Source organism: Curtobacterium sp. VKM Ac-2922 (assembly GCF_022815645.1).
Classification (GTDB): domain Bacteria; phylum Actinomycetota; class Actinomycetes; order Actinomycetales; family Microbacteriaceae; genus Curtobacterium.
In genome coordinates this window covers 125,876-150,062 of record NZ_JALGRO010000009.1, presented here as the reverse complement: position 1 = coordinate 150,062, position 24,187 = coordinate 125,876, and the positions used below count along the sequence as shown (strand labels likewise).

Sequence of the window (24,187 nt, the reverse complement as noted above, 5' to 3'; positions counted from 1 at the left end):
AACCCTCCAAGCCCATCGTTGAGCGTCCCTCAGCGAGTGGGCGCGACCACGGCTCGGCGGGCACACTGGACCGCATGTCACGTACCACCGCGTCCGAGCCGCCCACGAAGCGCGAACGGACCTTCTTCGGCCAGCCCTTCGAGCTGTCCACACCGTTCGCCGTCGAGCTGTGGGAGCGGTTCTCGTTCTACGGCATGCAGGGCATCGTCCTGCTGTACATGTACTACACGGTCTCCGAGGGCGGTCTCGGCATCGACCGCACGGTGGCGGCCGGCATCATGGGGGCCTACGGCGGTGCCGTGTACCTGTTCACCATCCTGGGCGCCTGGATCGCGGACCGGCTGATCGGTGCGGACCGGACCCTGTTCGGCAGCGCGATCGTCGTGATGGCCGGACACATCGCCCTGGCGCTCATCCCCGGTGTCGCCGGGGTCGGGGTCGGCCTGGTGCTCATCGCGGTCGGGTCGGGTGGCCTCAAGGCGACGGCCACCACGATCGTCGGCAGCCTGTACACGAAGGACGACCCCCGCCGTGACGCCGGGTTCTCGCTGTACTACCTGGGCGTGAACATCGGCGCCTTCTTCGGCCCGATCCTGACCGGGCTGCTGCAGAGCTCGCTCGGCTTCCACTTCGGGTTCGGTCTCGCCGCGGTCGGCATGGCCGCGGGCCTGGTGCAGTACGGCATCCGCCGCCGCAACCTCCCCGACGCCGTGCACCACGTGGCCAACCCGCTCGACCGTCGCCGCTACCCGGTCGTCGCGATCGGCGTCGTGATCGGTCTGGCCGTCATCGTGACGGCGGTGCTGACCGGTCTGCTCAACGTCGGCAACCTGCCCACGGTCGTCGTCGCGATCGTCGTCGTCGCCACGATCGGGTACTTCGTCGTCATCCTGACCAGCGGCATCACCCGTGACGAGCGCTCCCGCGTGCTCGCGTTCATCCCGCTCTTCATCGGCAGTGCCGTGTTCTGGTCGCTCTACCAGCAGCAGTTCACCGTCGTGACGATCTACTCCGACCAGCGGCTCGACCGGTCGATCGGCACGTTCGAGATGCCCGTGTCGTGGGTGCAGTCGATCAACCCGATCATGATCATCATCCTGTCCGGGGTCTTCGCCGCGCTGTGGACCCGACTCGGCGACCGTCAGCCGTCCACCCCGATCAAGTTCGCGCTCGGCACCGGCATCATGGGCATCGCGTTCCTGCTGTTCCTGCCCTTCGTCGGCACCGGGCGGAACGGCACGCCGGTCCTGGTGCTGGTCGGGATCCTGCTCGTGTTCACGATCGCCGAGCTGCTGCTGTCGCCGATCGGGCAGTCCGTCGCCACCAAGCTCGCACCGCCGAAGTTCCAGACGCAGATGGTCGCGCTGTTCTTCCTGTCGGTGTCGCTCGGCACGGCCGTCACGGGTGTGCTGTCGAAGTACTACGACCCGAAGCACGAGGCGCCGTACTTCACCGTCCTCGGGCTGGTCGCCGTGGTCGTGGGGGTCGTGCTGCTGGTCATCGCGAAGCCGGTGCTGCGTCTGATGCGCGGCATCCGGTAGCCGTTCCGGTAGCCTTGACACCGCCACGTCGGCCCCGAGACCACAGGAGACAGACCATGCTCGAACTCGTCGGAGCGATCATCATCGGAGTCGGCGTCCTGGGTGGCGTCGGCACGTGCATGGCCCTGGGCGCCATGGCCAAGAGCGGCTCCGAGGACTACTAGGCCCGGGCCTACTCGGCCCCGGACCGCTCGGGTTCCACCGGGACCAGTTGACGACTCAGGACGGTCGCGCGCTCGAAGGGGCCGCGGCCGTCCTTCGTGTACACGGGCTCGTCGAACGCGACGGTCCACGACAGGGGCTCGCCGACGCCGGGGTACCCGACGATCTGGTTGCCGCCGGGAGCCACGATCAGGCCGATCGGCTCGGCGCTGCCGTCGGACTCGACCCACTCCTCGCCGCCGTCCGACACCGACACGATCCGCACGAGGGCGCCGATCCCGAGCGCCCCGCGGGGCTGATCGGCGCCGGGGTCGGGTCGCCGCTTCCGGTTCCACATCACGCCCGTACCGTACCGTGCACGCCCGACGACGACCCTGGGCCGAGCGACCGACAGCACGCGTCCCTTCCTCGAGTCGACTGGTCACGACACCCCGAGCGCCACCCGTCGGCTGGTCGCAGAACGTCGGTGTGGGCGCCGCCCACCGACGGGATGTGACCACTCGGCGGACCTGAGCGGAGTGTCGTGACCAGTCGCGCGCACGCGCACGCGGCCGCCGGCGCCCGGGCCCGACGGAACGCGACCACCTGGCGCACGTGAGCGGAGTGTCGTGACCAGTCGCGCGCGTCGGACCGGGCCCGCCACCGGGCGGGAGGCTCGGGGCGGCCGGGCCACGACCCTCCCGTCCGGCAGTGGTCGCGCCCCACCCGCGCCAGACCGCCGTCGACTGGTCACGACACCCCGAGCGCCACCCGTCGGCTGGTCGCAGAACGTCGGTGTGGGCGCCGCGCACCGACGGAACGTGACCACTCGGCGCACGTGAGCGGGGTGTCGTGACCGGTCGCGCACCCGCCACGCGCCCGCGCACCCACACTCCCACCCCGGCGTCAGGCCGGCACGGGCTCCGTGCGCCGGATCTCGGTGATCGACGAGTGGCCCGTGTCGGGGTGCTTCCGCATCGACAGCAGACGCTCCATCGAGGGCTCCAACGCCGTGACCTTGTCGAGCGGCGCACTCACGACGAGCTGGAAACCCAGCCGGAGCCACGCCGTGACGGCACGCCCGGCGAACTCGGAGTCCGCCTTGATGAACGCCTCGTCCAGGAACACCGGCGCGAACCGGGGTCGCGGTCGGGTCTCGTCGCCGAGCTGGTACCGCAGCGCGGCACCGACGATGAACGCCACGAGCTCCTGCGTCTCGCCGCCGGACTTGTCGCCGAGCGACGAGTACACGCCCAGGTCGTTGCCGTCGGTGTCGTACCGCACGGCCGTGATCTCCATGTGGCGTCGGACGTCGAGCACGGCGTCGCGCTGGCTCGTCCCGGACCGCCGGGGCGCCGAGGGGTCCTGGCGGATGACGGCCATGAACCGCCGGAGGCGCCGGAAGCGGGTCTCGAGCACGTCGTCGGTCAGCTCGGTGTCGACCGACGCGGACAGGGCCCGGAGCTCACGGCGGAACTGGGTGACGTCCTCGCGCGTGACGCGGCGGATGACGATCTTCAGCCGATCCCGGTTCGCCCCGAACGGCAGGTCCCGCAGGATCTCGTTCACCGGTTCGAGCCGCTCCTCGATCGAGGCGTAGGCGCGGTCGAACGCCCCGGCGAGCGGGACCAGGTCCTCGCCGCTCCACTGCGACAGGCGCCGACGCCACTCGCTGCGGCGGGCGTGCAGGCCGGTGGCGACGATGTCGTCGAGGATCGCGCGGTAGTCCGGGTACGACGCGACGCCGGTGCCCAGGTTCGGGTCGGGCCACGCGTCCTGGTAACGCTGGAACGTCATGGTCAGCGCGTTCGACGCCGATGCCGCGCCGTCGAGCGCCTGGGAAAGCCGTTCCTCCAGCCGACGTCGGAGCCGCTTGGTCGCGTCGTCGAAGCCGTCGACCCCGTCGGGCGCGCCGACCTCGTCGAAGGTCTCGGCGAGCAGCTGCTCCTGCTGCGGGTCGGGCGTGAGCGCGGGGGAGTCCTCGAACCGTGCCAGGATCTCGGCCGCGGCGTCCTGCCCGTCGACCAGCACCGCGTGTCGCTCCTCGAGTCGCTGCACGGTCAGGCGGGCAGCGGCGCGTCGGTCGGCCGCCTCGTCGAGCGAGGTGCGCAGCCGGGCGACGGATGCCCGCAGCGAGCGCAGTCCGTCGTCTGCGGCCAGCAGGGCCTCGCGCTCGGTCGACAGGCGTGCCAGGGACTCGTCGACGCCGGCCAGGTCGATCGCCTGCCACGTGGTGTCCACCAGGTGCTGGTGTGCTGCCCGCAGCTCGTCGAGTGCGGTGAGGTCCTGCGCGACGTCGGTGCGACGGGCTTCGAGCGTGGCGAGGTCCGCAGCGATCGCGGACAGCTCGGCCTCCACCGCGACGACCCGGGCCTCGTTCGTGAAACCGATCACGTTCGCCTGACGACGGTCGCCGTGGGCGCCGCGCTTGCCGTCACGGAGCTGGCCCGCTTCGGTGACCCGTCGTCCGCCACCGCCGAGGTCTGACGCGGATGCCACGCAGCGGGCGTCGATCCGGTCGGACTCGATCCGCGACCGCACCCACGTGCTGAACGGGGACTCCTTGACGGCGAGCTTGCCGGACACCATCGCGGGGTCGCCGTCGATGTCCAGGTGCGGACCCGACGGCACGCCCTCGAACAGCACGCGGACGGGGATGCGCACCGCGTCGATGGCGGCACTGAAGGCGTCGAGGCGGTCCTGGTCGACCAGCAGCGTGCGGGCGACGGGGGCCAGGACGGACTCGATCGCCGTGCGCCAGCGTTCTTCGCCGGGCAGCACGTCGAGCAGCTCGGCGACGAACGGCAGGTCGTCCGGATCGATGCCGGCGGCCTGGGCCATCGCGACCCGCGCTTCGTGCATCGGCAGCGGCATCGCCCCCTGCCGGTGCTCGAGCGACTGGCGCTCCTGCCGCAGGGACCGTTCGCGGTCGAGCAGCGGGTACTCCTCGCGTGTCAGCGCATCGCGGCGGGTGTCGAGCGCGGCGCGGGCGTCGGCGTAGGTGCCGAGGAACTCGTGCGACGCTCGCTGTCCGGCGGTGAACGCCGACTCCGTGGTGAACGTCCCGAGGACGGCCGTGCGCTCGTCGAACGACCCGCGGGCACGCTCCACCGTGGATCGCTCGCGCGTGCGCCGGTCGATCCGGTCCTCGAGCTGGGCGAGCGCGTTGCCGCCCGAGTCGCGCAGCCGGCCCTCGGCCTCGCGCAGTTCGATCTCGACGGCGGCGTGCCGGGCGGATGCGGCCTCGACCTCGGCGCGCGCGGCCGTGCGGGACCGGGCGTTGCGGTCGACCTCGTCGTCGAGCAGTGCCCGCTTGCGGGTGGCGGTCCAGTGCGCGAACGGCGACACCTCGGAGCCCGTCGCGATGCCGTCGAGGGCGGCTGCGGCCGAGCGGGAGCGTTCGATCTCCAGGTGCAGCTCGGTGATGGGCGACAGGATGCGGACCTTGCGCTCCTCGGTGTCCATCGCCTCGTACGCCTCGTCGAGCGCCGAGAAGTGCGCGAGCGCCCGGTCCGCTGCCTCGTACGTGGCGGGGGTCTCGAGCACGAGCGACTTGTAGAGCGAGTCGACCGTCGGCATGTGCTGCCCGGCCTGGATGCGCGCGAGCAGCCGCATCGCCCGGTTGCCGCCGCCCGAGTCGCCGATCCCGAGCCGGGTCTGCAGCGTGTACGCCAGCTCGTGGTAGGTGTCACGGATGACGAGCCCGGGGACCCGTCCGGTCAGCTCGAGGTGGCTGAACCGACCGGGCACGAAGTCCTCGAGCCGGCGCAGGTCGAAGTCGTCGTCGACCGTCGCCATGGTCATCTGGATGTCCCCGACGCCGCGCGCCCGCTTCGGCACGACGTACGCCCGCAGCACGGTGAATCGCCGTTCGTCGTCGTTCCGGAAGGTCACCGCGACCGCACCCCACGTCATGCTGTCGTCGCCGCGCAGGTTCACGTCGCGCAGCGCGCCCGACTCGGGGTCACGCCGGGTGTCCACCTTGCCGCGCAGGTACGTCAGCAGGTTGCGCTGGTCGGCGCTCCGCGCGCGCCCGGTCGTCGCGTCGTTCGAGGCGCCGTTGAACGGCACGTCGGACGGCATCATCACGGCCAGGTAGGCGTCCATGAGCGTCGACTTGCCGGTGCCGCTCGCGCCGGAGATCAGCGTCGCGGTGCCGGACAGCTCGACCTGGCGGTGGCCGTGGAAGCCGCCCCAGTTGACGACCTGCATGGACTCGGCGCGCCACTGCGCGACGGTGTCGAAGAGCGCCGGCATGCCGGCGGTGTCGAGCCGGTGGTCGCTCACGCCTGGTCCTCGTCTTCCTCGGTCGTCGTGTCGGCTTCTGTGTCGCTGTCGCTGTCGCTGTCGCTGTCGGACAGGAGGCCCGGCTCGGCTCCGTCGAGCGGCCCCATCGGTCCGCTGGTCGCGTTCGCCAACCACTGATCGAGCTCGAGCAGCCGCTCGAGCGGCAGCAGGACCTCGACGACACTCGCGATGCGGAAGCGGTCGGGGTCGGTCGTGCGCAGCAGGATCCGCGCGGTGACCAGGCGCTCGACGGCCTTCGCCACGCGGCCCTCGTCACGGGTGCGGTCGGTCGCGGTGGCCGGACGGAAGCCGGCCACGTGCCCGAGGATCTCGGACCGGTCGACCACGACCTGGTCGGGACCGGGCCGGGCGTCGGCACGCAGGCGCATCCGCAGGTAGACCAGCACGATGGTCTCCTCGCGGGTGTACGGCACGTCGCGCAGCAGCGTGGGGAAGGTCCGGCGCTGGCTCTCCGAGCGGGCCTGACGCTTCCACGCCACCTCGCGGTCGCGGTCGACGTGCAGTTCGAGGAACAGGTCGTTCAGACGCGAGCGCAGCTGACCTTCGGCGTCGAGGACTGCACGCCACTCGTCGGCGTGGGTGCGGGCGCTGACGTACGAGTGCCGCAGCAGGGCGACGAAGGCGCGGCGCTGGGGCTCGTCGAGCCGACCCTCGTCGCCCTCGAACAGCGCGAAGCTCGAGTCGTCGCGCTCGTCCGCGTCCAGCGGGACCGACGCGTCGGCGTCGAAGGGGTCCACGCCGTCGAACCGGTCGGTCACGTCGGTCGTGGTTCCGGGGTCGGACGCGGCCGTCTCGTCCACGTCGGTCGACGTCGTGTCGCTCACCGGGCCTCCTGGGTGGTGTCGTCTGCCGTGGTTTCGTCTGCCGAGGTGTCGGCTGCCGGACGCACGCCGAGCAGGTCGGCGGTCGGCATGGTGAAGGTGACCGTCGTGCCGTCCGGCCGCACCGTGACGTGCGGGACCGTGGTGTCGGCGGTCTCGAAGTCGGGGCGGCCGGTCAGCAGGTGCGCCAGGCCGAACAGCTCGACCGGTCGGCGCTGGTCGGCCGGCAGCGCGTGGAAGGCCGCTGCGCTCGTGCCGGCCGTGCCGCTGGCGAGCACCGCACGGAGCTCGGCGAGCAGGGGCCCACCGTGGCGCCGGAGCGACTCGACGTCGAGGTCGTCGAACACGTTGTCGTCGGGTTCCTCGATGGGTGGCGGGACGGCCTCGGCGTCGGGGTCGAACAGGCGCTCGCGCAGGGTGCCGACCTCGGCCACCGGGGGGAGCAGTTCCAGCGGGACGCGGTCGCGCGCGCCTCCGGCATCCATGAGGGTCGCGAGTCGGCGGTTCACGCTGCGCAGGACGGCGTCGAGTTCGCGGTCGCGCACCACGTCGTGGGCGACGATCTGGTCGCGCAGGGTGCCGGTGAGCAGGCGTCGCTGGGCCAGGACGTCCTCGATGCCCTGCCGGAGGATGGCCACCGTGTTGCGGAAGGCACGACGTTCGGTGCCGCTCAGGGACTCGGCGAAGGGGTGGGCCAGGATCGTGGTGATGTCCTCACGCAGACGCAGCAGCAGGGCGTCGTCGCGGAGCAGCTCGAAGGCGCCCTCGAACGCGCGGCCCTCGGGCGTGGCCTGCATCAGGGTGTCCGTGCGCGCGAGGTAGTCGTCGAGGATGTCGCCGATCGGGCGGACCTCGTTCCGGAAGTCCTCGACGATCTGCCGGTGCATCGTCGCGACCGCCTCTTCGACGCGCTTGAAGTCGCTCGGCAGCTGGCGGATCAGGTCGGTGATGTTCGTGTAGCCGTCCCGCATCCGCTCGTCATCGACCGCGGCCGGTTCGTCGCCGCTCGCCAGCCGGTCGCGTTCGGCCTGCAGCTCGGCGATCTGCGCGTCGAGCCGGCGGATCTGCACGTCGGGGTCGGGCTCGGCGCGGGCGGCCCACCGGTGTACGGCGTCGACGATCATCGCCAGACGGCTCTCGCTGATGAGTGCCCGGTCCGAGGACAGGGCGTCGACCAGGCTCAGGGCCTCGAGGGCGTGGCTCGTCAGCGAGTACTGCTCGTCGCCGTCGGGGGAGTTCGAGCGGACGAGCCACTGCGCGGTGACCCATTCGCGGCAGAGCGCGCGGCCGTTCGCCCGGGTGCCGGACGGTTCGTCCGGCTGCGTGTCACCCGCGGGGACCCGGGCGCCCGTCGCCTGCAGCCGGGTGACGTGCTCCTCGACCTGCAGGTGCATGCGCTCGGCGGGGACGTACTGCACGTCGCGGTCGAACACCGTGCGGAAGACGGCGAGCACCACGGCGCTGGTGGGGCGGGACATCAGCCGGAGCGTCGGACGGTCGAGCACCGCGCGGACGCGGGCGTACTCCAGGTCGACGTCGGTCATGCTGCCCTTGCTGGTCTGTGCTGTTCGGGTGCCGGGATGCAAAGAGCCCGACGCGCTGGCGTCGGGCTCTTGGACTGCGGATGTTCCGCAGCGAGGGTGTTCTACAGGCACTGCTGATGTTCTTCAGGCAGTGAGTAGATACGTGGGCGATACCAGACTCGAACTGATGACCTCTTCGGTGTGAACGAAGCGCGCTACCAACTGCGCCAATCGCCCCCTGCACTTGCGTGCGGATCGATAGTAGCGGATGTCGCGGGGACTGCCGAACCGGGCGCCCTGCTCGCGCGCGTCGCGGGCCGTTCGACAGCCCCGTTCCGCGTGGACTCGGGGGACACGCCCGGTGAACGAGAGCGATTTTGGCGAAAGGGCTCGGAGTCGGATAAGGTTCATGAGTCGCCGCGAGAGCGGGCCGACACGGATGTGGCCTCGGTCACGTCTTGCGGATGTGGCGCAGTGGTAGCGCATCACCTTGCCAAGGTGAGGGTCGCGAGTTCGAATCTCGTCATCCGCTCGAGTACCGGTTCCCTCGGGGGCTGGTTTCTCACCAGAGGGTATCCCACCGTTCGGGTACTCACGGAGACGTGAACCTCGATGGTGGGGTGGCCGAGAGGCTAGGCAGCGGCCTGCAAAGCCGTCCACGCGGGTTCGAATCCCGTCCCCACCTCCAGCAACACCCTCCAAGGCTCTGCCCCGCAGAGACTCTGGGCGATTGGCGCAGCGGTAGCGCGCTTCCCTGACACGGAAGAGGTCACTGGTTCGATCCCAGTATCGCCCACCAGCACGAACGCCCCGGCAGGTCCACCAGGACCGGCCGGGGCTTCGTCGTTCCCATCTGGTTTCGGTGACCAGCGCGGGGACGGTGGGGCGATCCTCCTGGCCCGGTCAGGACGACCGAGTACTCGCCTGCACCAACTCCGGGATCTGGCCGCGGAACGGGAAGAACCCACGCGACGCGTGCGGCCAGGCGCGGCTGTCCCACCGTCGTCGCACCGTGACGAGCGCGATCCCCTCGGCGTGCAGGGCCGGCCGCGCGGCATCGAGCCGCTCGCTGACCGGTCCGACGGGGGCGTACGGCACGACGACCGTGTCGAGTCCCGCAGCGGTAGCCCACCGGACCAGGACGGTCAGGTCCGCCCCACCGAGTACTTCGGCCGGCCGGCCCTGCGCATCGAGGGTGTGCTCCGCTGCGTCCGCTGCGGCTCCGGTCGTGAACGCGGTCACCAGCGACGAGGCGGGCGCAGGAGAACGCCCGTCGGGATCGACGGACACCGCCGTCGCGGTCAGCGACGACACGAGCCCCGGTTGCTCGGCCAGCAGGCTCGCGGCGTCCAGGTCCTCCTCGTGCAGGAGCAGCCCGACGCGGTCGCCGACCGTGCCGTCGACGTCGTCGGGTCGGATCGCCGTGGGCCGGGGGAACGGTTCCTCGTCGAGCGCCCGAGCCGTGGTGGCCAGCCCGGAGGGTGCGAAGCGCCCGTCGGTGTACTGCGCGATGTTCGCCGCCGTCGCCAGGTACGTCTTCCCCCTGGTCTGCAGCCCGGCGACCCACCGCCACGACAGCGTGTTGGATGCGGCATCGCCGTCGAGCAGGTGCCGGAGGAAGAAGTCCGCACCGAGCTGCCACGGCAGCCCGAGCGTGAAGACCCAGATGCTCGCGAACCACATCCGGACGTGGTTGTGCAGGTAGCCGGTGTCGACGAGTTCCCGCACCCAGGCGTCCATCGCGTCGATGCCGCTCCGCCCGGCGACCGCGTCCGCGTACCCGCCGGGCGGGTCGGCTGCCAGCAGGTCGCGGACCTCGGCGCGGTACCGCCGCCAGACCTCCGGCCGCTGCTCGAGCCACCCCTTCCAGTAGGTGCGCCAGAAGACCTCTTGCACGAACTTGTCGGCGGCCGACAGGCTGTGACGGGCGAGCACCGCGTCGACCACCTCGTGCTCGGTGATCAAGCGGTGCCGGATGTACGGCGACAGCCCGGAGACGTTGGTCCGCGCGGGGCCGAGGTCGTGGTTGCGGTCGCGGCGGTATTCGGCGCCCGCGTGGGGCACGAACTCGTCGAGTGCTTCGAGGCCGGCTGCTCGGGTGGGGATGAACACGCCTCCCATCTTGCGCGTACCGCATGGGATGCTCCCCGGACTCAGCGTCCGGCGAGCTCCTCGTCGGTGACGTGTTCCTTCCAGGTGGTCGCCACGCTCGGGTCGTCACCGAGCTCGAGGAACGCGATGTGCTCCATGAAGCCGTCCTCGGTCGAGGCGTGGAAGTGCTCCTGTCCGGGCGGGGTGTAGAGCGTCTGGCCGGGGTGGACCTCGATGACCTCGCCGTCGCGGGTGCCGAAGCGGGCGACCCCGGCGGTGACGTGCAGGTACTGCCCCTTCTCGTGGGAGTGCCACGCGGTGCGGGCACCCGGTGCGAAGCGGACCAGGGCGGCGGTGGCGTGCTGGCCGTCCTCGTGCGGGGTCACGATGCTGTCGACCCAGACGTCGCCGGCGAACTGCTCGGGCGGGTTCTTGCGGGTGGGGGTGCGGGGCTCGATGTTCATGCGTGGTCCTCTCCTGCGCCGGCGGGGGCGCCGTCGTTGATGGCCGTCAGGCCGTTGAGTGTGCGGGGGTACCCGACGTACGGCACCAGGACGGTGAGGACGTCGAGCAGGTCCTGTCGGGTGTTCCCGACGTGCAGGTTCATCGCGACGTGCCCGGCCACCTGGGCGTCGGCGCCGCCGAGCCCGACCAGGATCGCGAAGGTCAGCAGTTCGCGGCGCTGCACGTCGAGTCCGGTGCGCGTGTACCAGTCGCCGAAGCAGTTGCCGGACAGGAACTCCTGGAAGTGCAGGGCGTCGGCCGGAGCCTGGTCGTACATCCGGTCGACCGCCTCGGTGCCGACGATCTCGCTCTGTTTCGCCCGGCCGACCGGCAGCCGGTCCGCCGCGGACGTGGTCGACTGCCCCGCGAGCGGCAGCGCGACGCCGCGCTCGGTCAGCAGCTCGTTGAGGACCACGAGGAAGTCGGTCGAGCGTGCCGACCCGACGTACGCGGTCGCCTGGTAGACGACCTCCTTGGCGACGATGGGGCTGACCCCGGCGTCGAGCGCGGCCACGACCAGTGCCCGGAACTCGGTCCGTCCGCCCACGGCGACGACCGCGCCGAGCTGGACGACGAACCGGTCGGCCTGGGACAGCGACGTGTGCGCGAGCACCTCGTCGAACGCGAAGTGCTGGTGGATCGCGACGAACTCGGGGTCCGTCACGGTGAGGTCACCCGGCGCGAGGTCACTCGTGGTCATCTGCTGCGTCCTTCCGTCGACCGCCGATCCGGCGGCACGATCGACGCTAGGCCGGTCAGAGAACCCGAGGGATGCACTGGGGGAGTACCCCTCGCCGGGCCGGCGTGGACGCCGCGACTCAGCCCCGCCGCCGCCGCAGCGTCTCGCTCGGCCGCTCGCCGAACCGCTCACCGTAGGCACTCGCGAACCGACCCAGGTGGTTGAACTGCCAGTCGCGTGCGACCTCGGCCACGGCGGACGCCTCGCCGTCCTCGAGCTCGCGCCGGGCACCGTCCAGGCGCAGGTCGCGCAGGTACTTGGTCGGGGTCGTGTCGAGGTCGCGGGAGAAGGCGTTCTGCAGTCCGCGGATGCTCAGTCCCGACGCGTCGGCCAGGTCCTCGAGTGTCAGCGGAGACCGGGCGTCCAGGTGCATCAGGTCGACCGCACGCGAGACGGAGGGCGAGGCGAGGCTCGGGGCGGCCCGGACCGGGAACGTCCGGACGACGGCATCCGCGACGCGCGCGTCGAGCAGCGCCCGCTCGGCTCCGGTCACCTCGGCGTTGACCAGGTCGGGGGTCGACCGGCGCAGCTCCGCCTGCAGATCGCGCAGCGACGCGATGCCGTCGGGCTGCTCGTCGAAGACCAACGGCCCGCGCAGCACGACACCGCGGGCGGCGAGACACCGGCGCAGCAGTGCTTCGGACACGTGCAGCATCGTCACCTTGCGGGTGTCGGCCGTGAAGTCGTAGGCCACGCTGCCGGAGAGCATCATGGGTCGTCCCGGGACAGCGGTCAGCGTCTCGCCGGACTCCGGTGTGAGTGTCGCGGTGCCGTCGCCGATCCAGAACACGATGTGGTCGCGCCGGTGCCGCATACGTCCGGTGCGCGTGCCCTCGACCGTCGCGCCGCGCATCGACAGGTCGGCGTCACCGGCACCCGCGTACTGGAACTGGTCGAGCGAACCGTCGACGCCGTCGGACAGCCCGTAGGTCGCCTCGAGCTCCGCACCGCGGTGTTCACTGATGGTCACCACCCGGTACCTCCGGAACGTGGGCTGCCGTTCCGGGAGCGGCATCGCCGTCACGGCCTCATCCTGACACGGCCCGAGTACGGTCCGCGACCCGTGTCCACGGGGTGTCGGCGGGCTCCCAGGGGCGGTGGACGCGACCAGGACACCGGACGGGAGGCGCGGTGCCGGCCGGTCCCGCGCCTCCCGTCCGGTGGTCAGCCGAACCGCAGGGCCGCACACGCTCCGCCGTCGGTGGTGCTGAGCACCAGGCGCGCGCCCATCGCCTCGGCGTGGTGCAGGGCGATGGCCAGGCCGATGCCCGTTCCGCCGGCCGTGCCGAGCGCGCCGAACCGGCGCGGTCCGTCGCGCAGGATCGCCTCGGGGAATCCCGGGCCGTCGTCGACGACACGGACCTCGTGGCCGTCGACCTCGACGACCACGTGACCGCCGCCGTGCTGCCGGGCGTTCTGCACCAGGTTCGTCAGCGCCCGGGCGAGTCGGTCGGCGTCGAGCGGCACGGTCGCGTCGGCGAGCACGCGCAGCGGGACGTCGCCGGTGGCCTGGTCCTCGAGGACCTGTTCGACGGCACCCGCCATCGACGTCGGTCGGACCTGCACCGCGGGTGTGTCGTGCTGTGCCTGGGCGAGTCGCAGCAGGTCGTCGACCAGGTCGCGCAACCGCCGGACCAACCGACGGATCCGTGCGGCGTCCTCGTCGTCGCCGAGCAGGGCGGCCGCGCTGCTGAGCGCCGTCAACGGGGTCTTCAGGTCGTGGGCGACGTCGGCGCTGACGGCGCGTTCCCGCTCGAGCCGGGCGGCGAGCGCGGCGGCCGTGTCGGCGATGCCGCGGGACAGCACGCCCACCTCGTCGTCCTCGGCGGTTGCTGCCGGCGCCGCCTGCCGCCCCCCGATCGCGTCGTTGACGGTGCTGGCGGTACGTCGGAGTCGCCCGGTCAGCCGCCCGGCGACGAACCACGAGGCGACGGCCGCGATGAGCGCTGCCGCTGCGCCACTGACCGCGAAGGTCTCGACGAGCGCGTTCCACTGCTGGCGGACCGGCGCTGCTGACACCCGCGTCGCGAGCAGGTCGTCGCCCTGCCCGCGCGCGGCCCACATCGCGTCGCCGTCGTCGTACGTGACCACCTGGTCGCCGGTGAGTGCGCGGCGGAGGGGACCCGGCAGCGCCGCCGGGTCCGAGGTGGCTCGGGACGGCAGCGCACCGCCGAACGCGTCGGTCGCCGCGGTCTCGCGCAGCTGCGCGACGGCCTGCGCCCGGAGCTGTTCGCGCGCACCGGTGATCGAGGTGTGGGCGAACACGGCACCCGCGGCCAGCACCAGGGTGAGCGCGAGGAGCGCCATGGCCGTGGCCGTCCGGACGCGGAGGGACCGGTACCAGGCGACCCGTGTCGTGATGACGGGTCGCGCGGCGGGAGCAACGGGTCCGGACGTCCAGGTCGTCACGGTGTGGCCGCCGCGATCCGGTAGCCGAAGCCGCGGACGGTCTCGACGGCGTCGCTGCCGAGCTTCCGCCGCAGGCGCTGCACGTTCGTGTCGACGATCCGCGGGTCCTGCCACGTCGAACCCCAGACGATCGCGACGACCTGCTCGCGCGACAACACGGCGCCGCGGTTCGCCAGCAGGGCCTGCAGGACGCGGAACTCCGTCGCACTGAGCGGCACCGGCGTCGAACCGCGCAGCACCCGCTTGGCGTCGTGTTCGACGACGATGGTGCCGATCCGCTCGGTCCGCACCGGGCGCGTCCCGGTGCGTCGGAGCACCGCGGTCAGCCGAGCGGCCAGGACATCGGGGTCGAACGGCTTCGTGACGTAGTCGTCAGCGCCGGCGAGCAGCCCGCCGGCGATGTCCGTCGGCAGGTCCCTGGCGGTCAGGAACACCACGGGCACGGACAGCGCCGTGAGTTCCCGGGCCAGCGCGAAGCCGTCCATCCGCGGCATGGCGACGTCGACCACGGCGATGTCCGGCAGCGCCGCGCGGGCGAGGTCGAGCGCGATGACGCCGTCCGCGGCCTCCTGCACGCGGAAGCCCCGGCGGAGCAACAGCAGTCGTGTGGTCTCACGGACGTCGTCGTCGTCCTCGGCGAGCAGGACGGACGCGCCACCCTCGACGGGGTCGGTCACGACAGGACCTGGTCGGTGACGAAGCCCTGGTCACTCCATCGGAAGGACATCGTCGGGCGTGAGGCCCACCCCGGACGACCGTTGGCGAACGTGATGCGGAGTCGCTCGTACCGGGTGGTGCCGGCGACGGCGACCTGGTCGTCCAGCGAGACGGCGACGGCGTACCGGTGCAGCTGCCCGCTCGCGCAGTCACACGGGTTGTCGACGAAGCTGCCGACACCGCGGGCCGACGTGCCGCCCCAGGCGGACCACGTCAGGTCCTGCAGCACCTGGTCGGACGAGGCGCACCAGATCGGCACGGTGAGCGGCGACGCGACGGCCTCGCTGCCGCACCCGGCCAGGAAGGCGCCCGAGGCGCTGGCCGCCTGCGCGACCGGTGCGGCGTCGGCCGAGGGGGTGCCGAGGGCACCCATGCTGAGCGACGCCGCGACACACGTGGCCACTGCCAGTGCGACGGCGATCGCCGTGGCGGCGGCGCCGCGCCGCGGGCGGGGATCGAGGGGTGCTGCGGTGGTCATCGTGGTCCTCCAGGTGGGTTCGTCCCGATCCTGGGACGCCGCGGTGGCTCGTCGGCGGCAGTCGTGTGACAGTTCGGTGACGACGAGATCCGCGTGGGCACGGTCGTCCGGACCTCGTCAGGGCCATCCTGCCGCGCCGGGCGTCACGGCGTCGACACCCGGGCTCCGTAGGTTCCGTCGTCGGGAGCACGCACCGGATCGCGCTCGACGAGGAGGATGAGGACATGGAACGCACGAGGACCACCGCGGGCGTCGTGGCGGCAGCACTGGTCGTCACGGGACTGCTGGCGGGGTGTGCGCAGTCCCCGGCGCACGACGCAGCGCGGACGGGGAACAGCCGCGAGAGCGTCCGGCCGTCCACCACGGCCGGCGACCGGGCGTCGTCACCGGCCTCGCCGTCGACGGCGAGCGCGACGCCGGCGGACTTCCCGTCCGGACAGCCCCCGCGGCCCGGAGAACAGGCCGCTCACCCGTCGACCGACACCGTGCCCGGGCTCACCGCGGCAGTCCGTGCCGCCGAGCACCCGGGGCTGCAGATCTGCGGCGACGACGTCGTGTCGAGCGTCATCAGCGCGAGCGACCTGCGCGGCATCGGCACGACGCAGTGGCTCGTCGACAGCACGTGCGCCGGTGCCACGGGGACGTCCCCGGACGAGGTGTCGCTCTACGAGGAGCGCGGGTCGTCGCTCGCCCGGACGGCCGTGGTCTACGAGTTCACCGCGAACCGCCCCCGCCTGACCGCGTCGCCGTACCTGTTCGGCCCGCACACGGTCGTACTCACGTTCGACGACGGCGCGTCCTACCGCCTGGTCGCGATCCAGCCGCACGCGGTGGTCCCCGGCCTCGTGGCACGGTTCTCATGAGGACACGACGGCAGCACGGGCCGGTGGACACCGACGACGTACCCGAGGACGACGTCATGGTCGGGGTGCTCGTCAGCGCGATCGCCCTGACCTTCTCGGGGCTGGTCGGACTGCTGGTGCTCTGGCACTGAGAAGGCGGGCGGGCGGGTCCTGGCCAGAGCCGACCGGGGGCAGGATGGACCCGTGGAAGCACCTGCACCGACCCCGCGTCCCGACGTCACGACCACCGAGATCGTCGGCGGTCCGGAACCCCTCGTCGTCGGCCTGCACGAGTACGACGAGGCATGGCCCGCGACCTACCGCGACCACGAGCAGCGCATCCGTCGCGCAGTCGGGGCGTTGCCGGTCGTGGTGGAGCACATCGGGTCGACCGCGGTGCCGGGGCTCGCTGCCAAACCGATCATCGACGTGGTCGTCGCGGTGCCGGACGTCACCGACGAGGCCGCGTACCTCGAGCCGCTGCTCGTCGCCGGGTACCAGCTGCGCGTGCGCGAGCCCGGCCACCGTCTCGTCAGGACGCCCGAGCGCGACGTGCACGTCCACGTGTACGAGCAGGGCACCCCGGCCGTCGACGCCTACCTGCTGCTGCGCGACCACCTGCGCGCCGATGACGCCGATCGCGCGCTGTACGAGCAGACGAAGCGTGCGCTGATGACCCGGCAGTGGGACGACATGAACGCGTACGCCGACGCCAAGACCTCGGTGATCGAGGCGATCAAGCACCGGGCGCATGCCCGGCGGGCCGGTGGCCGCGGCGCCTGACCGCGCGCACTCGAGGGTGTGGAAGGATCGTCGGGTGGACGATCGGGCAGCACCGGTCGCCGTGGTGATCGCGGCGATGAGCGAAGAGGTGACGGCCTTCGCGGACCGCATCGGCGGGGTCCCGTCCGAGTACGGCCCGGTCGGTGGCCACGACGGACACCAGCTCCTCGACGTGGACGGTGCGACGATCGCCGTCCGCCGCAGCGGCATCGGGTTCACCAACGCCACCGCCGCGGTCGCGCACTGCTTCCACGACTTCGGGGTCGTGCCGGTCATCAGCGTCGGGACCGCCGGCGGGCTGATGCGCGGGGTGGCCATCGGCGACGTCGTCGTGGGGGACCGCTACGTCAACCTCAACGCCGACGCCACGGCCTTCGGGTACGCGCTCGGCCAGGTCCCCGGCATGCCGACGGGCTACGCCCCGGACGACCGGATGGTGCGGCTGGCGCTGGCCTCCGGCACAGCCCATCCGCTCCGGTCGGCGACGATCGGGTCGAGTGAGGTCTTCGTGACCGAGGACCGTGCCCGTGTGCTGCGCGACGCGTTCCCGACCGTCGCGGCCGTCGACATGGAGTCCGCCGCGATCGCGCAGTTCGCCCACGTGCACGCGATGCCGTTCGTGTCGGTCCGGGGCATCAGCGACCTGTGTGCGCCCGACGGCGACGAGTTCCGCCTGCACCTCGACGATGCCGCGGCCCGCGCTGCCGAGGTCGTCCACGACGTCGTCCGGGGTCTGGCCGTCTGACGCCGGAGCCGTCCGTCGGCACCCGGGGGCTGGTTGACTCCAGTGCGGTGCGCCGGTCGGTCGTCGCCGGGTCGACGAGAAGCTGGTGGTGTCCGTGCGGATGGTGGCGTTGCGACTGCGGGAGTCGTTCTGGTTCCTGCCCGCACTGTTCGGCGTCGCGGCCGTGGTGCTCGCCGAGGTGCTGGTGTCCGTCGACCGGTCGGTGATCGACGGGGGTGTCCGGATCGCCGTGCTCGATGCGTTGAGCGCCGGCGGTGGACGATCGATCCTGACCACGATCGGCACCGCGATGCTCACCGTCGCGGGCACCTCGTTCTCGATCACGATCTCGGTCCTCGCGACGACGTCCTCGACCTACGGGCCACGCCTCGTGCGCAACTTCATGGCCGACCGCGCGAACCAGTTCGTCCTGGCCGCGTTCACGTCGACGTTCGTCTACGCGATCGTGGTCCTGCGGTCGGTGCACACGGCCATCGACGACGGATCGGCCTTCGTTCCGGTGATCGCGGTCCACGTCGCGGTCCTGATGGGCATCGTCGACGTCGGTGTGCTGGTCTTCTTCATCCACCACATCGCCACCAGCGTGCAGATCTCGTCGTTGCAGAAGCAGGTGCAGGTCGACCTCGTCGCGGCCGTGGACCAGGCGTTCGTCGACCGGGACGAGCCCCACGACGACGTGACGGTCGCGTCGCAGAACGCCGATGCCGACCGGGGACGGACGGTCCGCGCGGCCGACGACGGGTACGTGCAGTCCGTCGACTGGCACCGTCTGGTGACCTGGGCGAGCCGGCACGACCGGGTCGTGGTGATGCGGGTGATGCCGGGGGACCACGTGATCGTCGGCGACCCGCTTGCTGTGGTCACGGGGGCGGACGTCGCCGCGGGCGAGGACGACGGCACCGCCCGTCAGGTCCGCGCGTGCATCGCCACCGGGACCGCACGCACGCCGTTCCAGGACGTGCGGTTCGCGCTGCAGCAGCTGGTCGAGATCGCCGTCCGGGGCCTGGCGAGCGGGACGAACGACCCGTACACGGCGGTCAGCGCGCTCGACCTGGCCGGCGCGGTCCTGGTTCCCGCGTGGCGCGACCGCCAGGCCGTCACGGGCTACCTCGACGACGCGCACGTGGCGCGGGTGCTGCCGCACTGGCCCGCGCTGGAGGACCTGGTCGACACGGTCTTCGAGGGCGTCGGCACCTACGGCCGAGACCACCCCATCGTGCTGCGCGCGGCGCACCGCCTGGCGGAACGGCTGGCCGAGGTCGGAGCGGACGACCGTGGGGCTCGTGCCGCGCGTGCGGCCCGGTCGATCGCGCTCCGACTGCAGCAGTCGGAGCACGTCGACCAGCAGTGAGGACCTGGCCGGCGCGGGGGTCGTGCAGGGCGGCCCGACCCCCGTCGCGGGTCAGGACCCGGAGGTCGGGGCCCCGGTCGGCGCGGACGGTGCACCGGACGGCTTCGGTGCGTCGGTCGGCGGGGTCGGCGCGTCCTTGCCGGCCTTCCCGCTGCCGTCGGCCTTCCCCGACGCGTCCGGTGCGGCCGGGGGCTTCGGAGCGTCCTTCGGCGGTGTCGGCGCGTCGCCGCCCGCCGCGCGAGCGCCGCCGGCAGCCGGCCCACAGGTCGCGCCGGCCCCTCCGGCGGGTCCACCAGTTGCGGGGCCACCGGCCGCGGGACCGGCCGGGGCGCCGCCAGCGCCGGGCCCATCGGTCGGGGCGCCGGTCGGGGCACCCGAGGGCGCTCCAGTGGGGGCACCGGACGGAGCGCCCGAGGGCGCGCCGGTCGGCGCGGACACCGGCGTGCTCCCGCCGTTGCCCGCTGCCACGGCCGCGGTCACGCCGACGCCGCCGATCAGCACGGCGACGATGGCCGCACCGATCCCCAGGCGTCGACCGAGTCCCGTGCGGCGACCGCCCTGCCCGGCAGGCGCCGACGACGCGAGCGGCTCCGGGCGCGGCGTCTGCTCGTACCGGGCGAACTGCTCGGTCGGCTGGTGGTCGGGGTCGTGGCGGGGGAACTCGCGGGTCGGTTCGTCGTTGTTCGTCATGGTGTCTCCAGTTCGTCTCCGGCGACTGCCGGTCCGGCGTTCCTGCCGGTGACGACCACGCTCGAAGTCGAATCTGAAGCATCACTGAAGCCCAGGTTCTCCCCAGGTCGTTCCATGCTCGGTGATTGCTGCGGCGACGTACGGTGTCCGCCGTGTCCACCCCAGCCCGCGTCCTGCTCGTCGACGACGACGAGACCATCCGTGTCTCCGTCGCCCGTTCGCTGCGCGACGAGGGACTCGTCGTGCTCGACGCTCCGGACGGGTCCGAGCTGCAGCGTGACCTGACGCAGTTCGTGCCGGACCTGGTCGTGCTGGACTGGATGCTGCCCGGTGCGAGCGGCATCCAGCTCGCCGCCCGGGTGCGGACCAGCTCGGACGCCGCCATCGTGATGCTGACCGCCCGCGACGAGGTGGACGACCGTCTGCGTGGGTTCGCCGAGGGCGCGGACGACTACGTCGTGAAGCCGTTCGCGATGGCCGAGCTCGTCGCCCGGGTCACCGCCGTGCTCCGACGCCGTGGCCGGATCCCCGCCGTCGTCGAGGTCGGCGACCTGGTGCTCGATCCCGACGCTGCCCTCGCCCGTCGCGCCGGGGTGACGCTCGACCTGACCGCGACCGAGTACCGGTTGCTGGCGTTCCTGGCCGAGAGCCGCGGGCGCACCATGTCGAAGGGGCAGATCCTGACGCAGGTGTGGGGCTACGACAGCGTCGACCCGAACCTGGTCGAGGTGCACCTGAGCGCCCTGCGCCGCAAGATGGAGGCGCACGGGCCCCGCCTGGTGCACACCGTCCGGGGCATCGGGTACCGCCTGAGCGCGGTGGCCGCGTGACCGCCCGCCCGCTGCGTACCGGCTCCCTGCGAGCGCGCACCGTCGTCGCCGTGCTCGTGTTGCTCGCGCTGCTGCTGGGCGGCCTGTCGATCGCGGTCGAGGCCACCCTCGGCGGCCGCCTGCGAGCCCAGATCGAGGACCGCCTGCGCGACCGGGCATCGGCGGCAGCCGCCCTGGTCGGCACGGTCGACGCCGACGACCTGGCCGACCGGCTCTCGATGCAGGGGTTGTCCGTGACGATCACGACGCCGGGCGGCGGTTCGGTGCAGGCCGGGCCGACGCCGGACCAGCTCAAGCAGGGGCCACCCGACCCGGGCGGGTTGCCGGGTCCGGCTGGCACCCGGCCTGGAGGCTCGGCCGCCGCCGACACGTCGGCTTCCGGCAGCGGAACGGCCGGCACCACCGCTTCGGGCACCGCCGCAGCGCGCGTCACGATCACGTCGTCCACGGTCACCGAGCAGGACCGGTTGGTCACCCTGGTCTCCAGGTTGAGCGATGGTTCGACCATCCGGCTCACGGCCGGCACCGGCTCGGTGGACGAGGTCCTCGGCGAGCTCCGGTGGGTCATGCTCGGCGCGTCCGCGGGCTTCATGCTGCTGGCCGCCGGCGGTCTGGTGCTCGTCGTCCGACGGACGATGCGTCCCCTCGACGAGATGACGCAGGCCGCACGATCGATCGCGCACGGCGACCGTGGGCGGCGGCTGCGCCCGGGCCGGCGCACCACCGAGATCGGTCGGGTCGCGGTCGCCTTCGACGAGATGCTCGACGCGGTCGAGGGCGCCGAACGGCAGGCGCTCGCGGCCGAGGCCCGGATGCGCGAGTTCCTGTCCGACGCCGCGCACGAACTCCGTACCCCTGTCGCCGGCATCCGCGCCGCCGCCGACACCCTGGTGCGTGCGCCGCTCGACCCGGTCGAGCGCGAGGAGCTCGCGGTGCACGTCGTGCGACAGGCCGGGCGGGCGTCACGACTCGTCGACGACATGCTCCTGATGGCGCGGGTCGACCGGGGGCTCGTGCTCGAGCTCGGTCCGGTCGACCTCGGCGCGCTGGTGCGGCTCGAAGCCGACCGCGCCCGACTCCGCGCCCCGGCTCTGCGCGTCGAGGTGATCGAAGCGGAGTCGCCCGTCACGGTGCCGGCGGACGGCGACCGACTGGCGCAGGTGATCGGGAACCTGCTCGAGAACGCCGCCCGGGCCACCGGTGGCACCGGCACGGTCACGATCGCGGTCGATCGTCCTGGGGAGCAGGCGTCCGTCCACGTGACCGATGACGGGCCGGGCGTCCCCGAGGCCGACCGCTCCCGCATCTTCGACCGTCTTGTCCGCCTCGACGCCGCGCGCGACGACCGCAGCGGCGGCGCGGGACTCGGGCTGCCCATCGCCCGCGGCATCGCCCGCGCGCACGGCGGTGACCTGGTCTGTCCGCCGGGTCCGTCGACCGCGTTCGTGCTCACCGTGCCGACCGTCGGCGCACCGGCAGCCCGCGTCGAACCCGTCCCGGTGCAGGGGGAACCGGCCCCCGTCGTCTGACCCGGTCGGCCACGCGCCGATTCCGGACAGGTCTCGGCGGAGCGCGCCCGTCGGCGTAGGCTCCGCCGGAGCAGAGCACCATGCCGCTGCCTCGACGACGAGGTGGTGGGTTCTCAACGACGAGAGCGAGACACCGTGCGCCGAGCACTGACCGCACTGATCGCGGTGGCGACCCTGGTCATGGGACTGACACCGGCCCTCCCGGCGGTTGCACTGTCGCCGAGTGCACTGTCGCCGGGTGCCGCACCGGCGTCGCGGGGCGGTACCGCTGCGCCCACGCACCAGAACCCGATGGCACTCGCGCTGCCCGACGGCCAGACCGCTGCCAGCTGCGCGGACCCGAGCGCCGTGCACGGCGTCGGCCGCGACCGGAACTGGTACCTCTACTGCACCTCGGACGCCCTGACCGCGACCGAGAAGGCGGCGGACGGGTCCCTCGTGCAGCACGTCGTCCCGACCTACCGCTCGACGGACCTGACGCACTGGACGTACGTCGGCGACGCCTTCAGCACCAAGCCGGCGTGGGTCGGCGACGCGAACGGCATCTGGGCGCCGGACGTCGTGTCCCGGAACGGCCGGTGGTACCTGTACTACGCGGCCTCGGACACGCCGTCGGCGACCGCTCCGACGGGTGGTGGGTCCGCGGTCGGCGTCGCGACGAGCAGCAGCCCGACCGGACCCTGGACCGACTCCGGCGGGCCGGTCGTCGCCCCGCAGGCAGCGCAGAACGGGGCCGGGCAGCGGTGGGAGTTCGACCCCGAGGTCATCACGGACCGCGGGACGACGTACGTGTACTTCGGCAGCTACTTCGGTGGTGTGCACGTCCGGACGCTCAGGCGCGACGGGCTGCGTTCCGACCCGGCGAGCGAACGGCTGATCGCGATCGACAACCGGTACGAGGGGGCGTACCTGATGCGGCACGACGGGTGGTGGTGGTTCATGGGCTCCGCCACGAACTGCTGCAACGGCGCACTGACCGGGTACGGCGTGTTCGTTGCCCGGTCCCACAGCCCGCTGGGTCCGTTCACCGACCGCGACGGCGTCGCGATCACCAGCACCAGGGTGGGCGGCACGCCGCTGCTCGCGCAGAACGGCAACCGCTGGGTGGGCACCGGGCACGACACCGTGGTGACCGACTTCGCCGGGCAGGACTGGATCATCTACCACGCGGTGGACCGGAACGACCCGTACTACGCCGGGCAGGCGACCTACACCAAGCGGCCGGTGCTGATCGATCCGCTCGACTGGCAGGGCGGGTGGCCGTCCGTGCGCGGGGGAGCCGGTCCGTCGGACACCGTGCAGCCGGGACCGGTCGCACAGCCGGGGGAGCGTGCGACCTACCGCGCCTCGACGGCGCCGGTCGACGTGCCCGGACGGCTGATCCGCTCCGCATCGACCTCGTTCGACGGCACCGCACTGCCGTCGCAGCTGACCTGGACGCGCGAGCCCGACCCGTCGACCTGGACGGTGTCCGGCGGGGCGTTCCGGTGGCAGACGCAGGCCGCAGACCTGCACCCGCCGGCGACGCCGCTCGCCTCCGTGCTGGCCGAGCCCGCACCCCGCGGTGACTGGGTCGTCGAGACGACCGTGGCGGTGGACACCCCGGCGAGCGGCGACAGCGTGCAGAACTACGTGCAGGGCGGGCTGATCGTGTACGGCTCCGACGGCGATTACGTCCGTCTGGTGTCCAACTCGATCTACGACACCCGGCAGACGGAGTTCGGCAAGCAGGCCTCCGGGCAGCCGGCCGGAGCGCCGACGTACGGCAACATGGTCGTCGGTCCCGTGGGCGACACCACGACGCTGCGGATCGTGCACCGGGTCGTCGGCGGCGAGGACCGGTACACGGCGTACACCAGCGCGGACGGACGGCACTTCGTGCGCGGTGGCACCTGGACCGCGGACCTCGGGGACGCGCCGCGCATCGGGCTGATCTCGCTCGGTGGTGCCGGGTTCACGAGTACCTTCGACGACCTGCGCGTCAGTACGGTGGTGTCGTCGAGGGGGTGAGGGCGGGTCAGGCTGTGGGCTGGCTCATGACCTGTCAACCTGACGTCTCGCAGGCGTTCACCGTGGCGACCTCCGGCCTCGGGAGCGTGCTCCTCGTCCTGCCCGCGCTGCGACCCCGCACTGCGCTGTGAGCAG

Annotated in this window: 20 protein-coding genes and 4 tRNA genes; 11 read left to right on the top strand and 13 right to left on the bottom strand. The window is 72.4% G+C overall.

Annotated elements, in window-relative coordinates; all coding sequences use genetic code 11:
• The first annotated feature begins 74 nt into the window (after positions 1–74).
• Complete coding sequence (locus MT346_RS12150; RefSeq protein ID WP_243563335.1) at positions 75–1,541, top strand: peptide MFS transporter; 1,467 nt, start codon at positions 75–77, stop codon at positions 1,539–1,541.
• Between the two features lie 172 nt (positions 1,542–1,713).
• Here the strand turns inward: MT346_RS12150 and MT346_RS12145 are convergent, their stop codons facing one another.
• From MT346_RS12145 to MT346_RS12125, 5 genes are all read right to left on the bottom strand, one after another.
• On the bottom strand, positions 1,714–2,043 hold the full coding sequence (locus MT346_RS12145; RefSeq protein ID WP_243563334.1) for a hypothetical protein: 330 nt from the start codon (positions 2,041–2,043) through the stop codon (positions 1,714–1,716).
• A gap of 545 nt (positions 2,044–2,588) precedes the next feature.
• Positions 2,589–5,969: an ATP-binding protein gene (locus MT346_RS12140; protein ID WP_243563333.1), complete on the bottom strand. Its 3,381-nt coding sequence runs from the start codon at positions 5,967–5,969 to the stop codon at positions 2,589–2,591.
• Entirely contained in the window at positions 5,966–6,814 is an 849-nt protein-coding gene (locus tag MT346_RS12135) for a DUF4194 domain-containing protein (RefSeq protein ID WP_243563332.1), read from the bottom strand. Before MT346_RS12135 ends, MT346_RS12140 begins: the two co-directional genes overlap by 4 nt.
• Positions 6,811–8,355: a DUF3375 family protein gene (locus tag MT346_RS12130; protein ID WP_243563331.1), complete on the bottom strand. Its 1,545-nt coding sequence runs from the start codon at positions 8,353–8,355 to the stop codon at positions 6,811–6,813. The genes MT346_RS12135 and MT346_RS12130 overlap by 4 nt, the downstream gene beginning before the upstream one ends.
• A 143-nt stretch (positions 8,356–8,498) precedes the next feature.
• Positions 8,499–8,571: transfer RNA gene (locus MT346_RS12125), tRNA-Val, on the bottom strand.
• Between the two features lie 223 nt (positions 8,572–8,794).
• Here MT346_RS12125 and MT346_RS12120 point away from each other — a divergent pair.
• The 3 genes from MT346_RS12120 (at position 8,795) to MT346_RS12110 (ending at position 9,133) form a co-directional block, all read left to right on the top strand.
• A tRNA-Gly gene (locus MT346_RS12120) sits at positions 8,795–8,866 on the top strand.
• An 82-nt stretch (positions 8,867–8,948) separates the two neighbouring features.
• Positions 8,949–9,022: transfer RNA gene (locus tag MT346_RS12115), tRNA-Cys, on the top strand.
• Positions 9,023–9,058: 36 nt separating this feature from the next.
• Positions 9,059–9,133 (top strand) — tRNA-Val (locus MT346_RS12110).
• 104 nt (positions 9,134–9,237) lie between these two features.
• Here MT346_RS12110 and MT346_RS12105 read toward each other — a convergent pair.
• The 7 genes from MT346_RS12105 to MT346_RS12075 all read right to left on the bottom strand — a co-directional run bounded on the left by MT346_RS12105 (position 9,238) and on the right by MT346_RS12075 (position 15,272).
• Entirely contained in the window at positions 9,238–10,446 is a 1,209-nt protein-coding gene (locus MT346_RS12105; protein WP_243563330.1) for an FAD-binding domain-containing protein, read from the bottom strand.
• Positions 10,447–10,487: 41 nt separating this feature from the next.
• On the bottom strand, positions 10,488–10,889 hold the full coding sequence (locus MT346_RS12100; RefSeq protein WP_243563329.1) for a cupin domain-containing protein: 402 nt from the start codon (positions 10,887–10,889) through the stop codon (positions 10,488–10,490).
• Positions 10,886–11,629, bottom strand: coding sequence for a carboxymuconolactone decarboxylase family protein (locus MT346_RS12095; RefSeq protein ID WP_243563328.1), 744 nt, complete (start codon positions 11,627–11,629; stop codon positions 10,886–10,888). Before MT346_RS12095 ends, MT346_RS12100 begins: the two co-directional genes overlap by 4 nt.
• A 118-nt stretch (positions 11,630–11,747) precedes the next feature.
• The gene (locus MT346_RS18435) at positions 11,748–12,638 is read right to left on the bottom strand and encodes a helix-turn-helix transcriptional regulator (RefSeq protein ID WP_243563327.1); all 891 of its coding nucleotides are present in this window, start codon (positions 12,636–12,638) and stop codon (positions 11,748–11,750) included.
• Positions 12,639–12,832: 194 nt separating this feature from the next.
• Positions 12,833–14,077, bottom strand: a complete 1,245-nt coding sequence (locus tag MT346_RS12085) for a HAMP domain-containing sensor histidine kinase (RefSeq protein ID WP_243563326.1) — start codon at positions 14,075–14,077, stop codon at positions 12,833–12,835.
• Entirely contained in the window at positions 14,074–14,754 is a 681-nt protein-coding gene (locus MT346_RS12080; protein WP_243563325.1) for a response regulator transcription factor, read from the bottom strand. The genes MT346_RS12085 and MT346_RS12080 overlap by 4 nt, the downstream gene beginning before the upstream one ends.
• A complete protein-coding gene (locus MT346_RS12075; protein WP_243563324.1) occupies positions 14,751–15,272 on the bottom strand; it encodes a hypothetical protein in 522 nt (173 codons plus the stop codon). Before MT346_RS12075 ends, MT346_RS12080 begins: the two co-directional genes overlap by 4 nt.
• A 224-nt stretch (positions 15,273–15,496) precedes the next feature.
• Between MT346_RS12075 and MT346_RS12070 the strand changes: the two genes are divergently transcribed.
• The 4 genes from MT346_RS12070 to MT346_RS12055 all read left to right on the top strand — a co-directional run bounded on the left by MT346_RS12070 (position 15,497) and on the right by MT346_RS12055 (position 18,993).
• Positions 15,497–16,135 carry a hypothetical protein gene (locus MT346_RS12070; RefSeq protein WP_243563323.1) on the top strand — a complete coding sequence of 213 codons (639 nt, stop codon included), beginning with the start codon at positions 15,497–15,499 and terminating at the stop codon, positions 16,133–16,135.
• 183 nt (positions 16,136–16,318) lie between these two features.
• Positions 16,319–16,897, top strand: a complete 579-nt coding sequence (locus tag MT346_RS12065) for a GrpB family protein (RefSeq protein WP_243563322.1) — start codon at positions 16,319–16,321, stop codon at positions 16,895–16,897.
• A gap of 34 nt (positions 16,898–16,931) precedes the next feature.
• The gene (mtnN, locus tag MT346_RS12060) at positions 16,932–17,642 is read left to right on the top strand and encodes a 5'-methylthioadenosine/S-adenosylhomocysteine nucleosidase (RefSeq protein WP_243563321.1); all 711 of its coding nucleotides are present in this window, start codon (positions 16,932–16,934) and stop codon (positions 17,640–17,642) included.
• Between the two features lie 88 nt (positions 17,643–17,730).
• Positions 17,731–18,993: a DUF2254 domain-containing protein gene (locus tag MT346_RS12055; RefSeq protein ID WP_243563320.1), complete on the top strand. Its 1,263-nt coding sequence runs from the start codon at positions 17,731–17,733 to the stop codon at positions 18,991–18,993.
• Positions 18,994–19,044: 51 nt separating this feature from the next.
• Here the strand turns inward: MT346_RS12055 and MT346_RS12050 are convergent, their stop codons facing one another.
• Entirely contained in the window at positions 19,045–19,683 is a 639-nt protein-coding gene (locus tag MT346_RS12050; RefSeq protein WP_243563319.1) for a hypothetical protein, read from the bottom strand.
• 152 nt (positions 19,684–19,835) lie between these two features.
• Between MT346_RS12050 and MT346_RS12045 the strand changes: the two genes are divergently transcribed.
• The 3 genes from MT346_RS12045 to MT346_RS12035 all read left to right on the top strand — a co-directional run bounded on the left by MT346_RS12045 (position 19,836) and on the right by MT346_RS12035 (position 24,052).
• Positions 19,836–20,513: a response regulator gene (locus MT346_RS12045; protein WP_243563318.1), complete on the top strand. Its 678-nt coding sequence runs from the start codon at positions 19,836–19,838 to the stop codon at positions 20,511–20,513.
• A complete protein-coding gene (locus MT346_RS12040; protein WP_243563317.1) occupies positions 20,510–22,042 on the top strand; it encodes a cell wall metabolism sensor histidine kinase WalK in 1,533 nt (510 codons plus the stop codon). Before MT346_RS12045 ends, MT346_RS12040 begins: the two co-directional genes overlap by 4 nt.
• A 135-nt stretch (positions 22,043–22,177) precedes the next feature.
• Positions 22,178–24,052, top strand: coding sequence for a family 43 glycosylhydrolase (locus MT346_RS12035; RefSeq protein WP_243563316.1), 1,875 nt, complete (start codon positions 22,178–22,180; stop codon positions 24,050–24,052).
• Positions 24,053–24,187: the final 135 nt, after the last annotated feature.

Excerpts from the sequence above, each read along its gene's own strand:
- MT346_RS12150 (WP_243563335.1), top strand. The coding sequence starts at position 75 with ATGTCACGTACCACCGCGTCCGAGCCGCCCACGAAGCGCGAACGGACC.
- MT346_RS12130 (WP_243563331.1), bottom strand. The coding sequence starts at position 8,355 with ATGACCGACGTCGACCTGGAGTACGCCCGCGTCCGCGCGGTGCTCGAC.
- MT346_RS12100 (WP_243563329.1), bottom strand. The coding sequence starts at position 10,889 with ATGAACATCGAGCCCCGCACCCCCACCCGCAAGAACCCGCCCGAGCAG.
- MT346_RS12095 (WP_243563328.1), bottom strand. The coding sequence starts at position 11,629 with ATGACCACGAGTGACCTCGCGCCGGGTGACCTCACCGTGACGGACCCC.
- MT346_RS12075 (WP_243563324.1), bottom strand. The coding sequence starts at position 15,272 with ATGACCACCGCAGCACCCCTCGATCCCCGCCCGCGGCGCGGCGCCGCC.
- MT346_RS12070 (WP_243563323.1), top strand. The coding sequence starts at position 15,497 with ATGGAACGCACGAGGACCACCGCGGGCGTCGTGGCGGCAGCACTGGTC.
- MT346_RS12050 (WP_243563319.1), bottom strand. The coding sequence starts at position 19,683 with ATGACGAACAACGACGAACCGACCCGCGAGTTCCCCCGCCACGACCCC.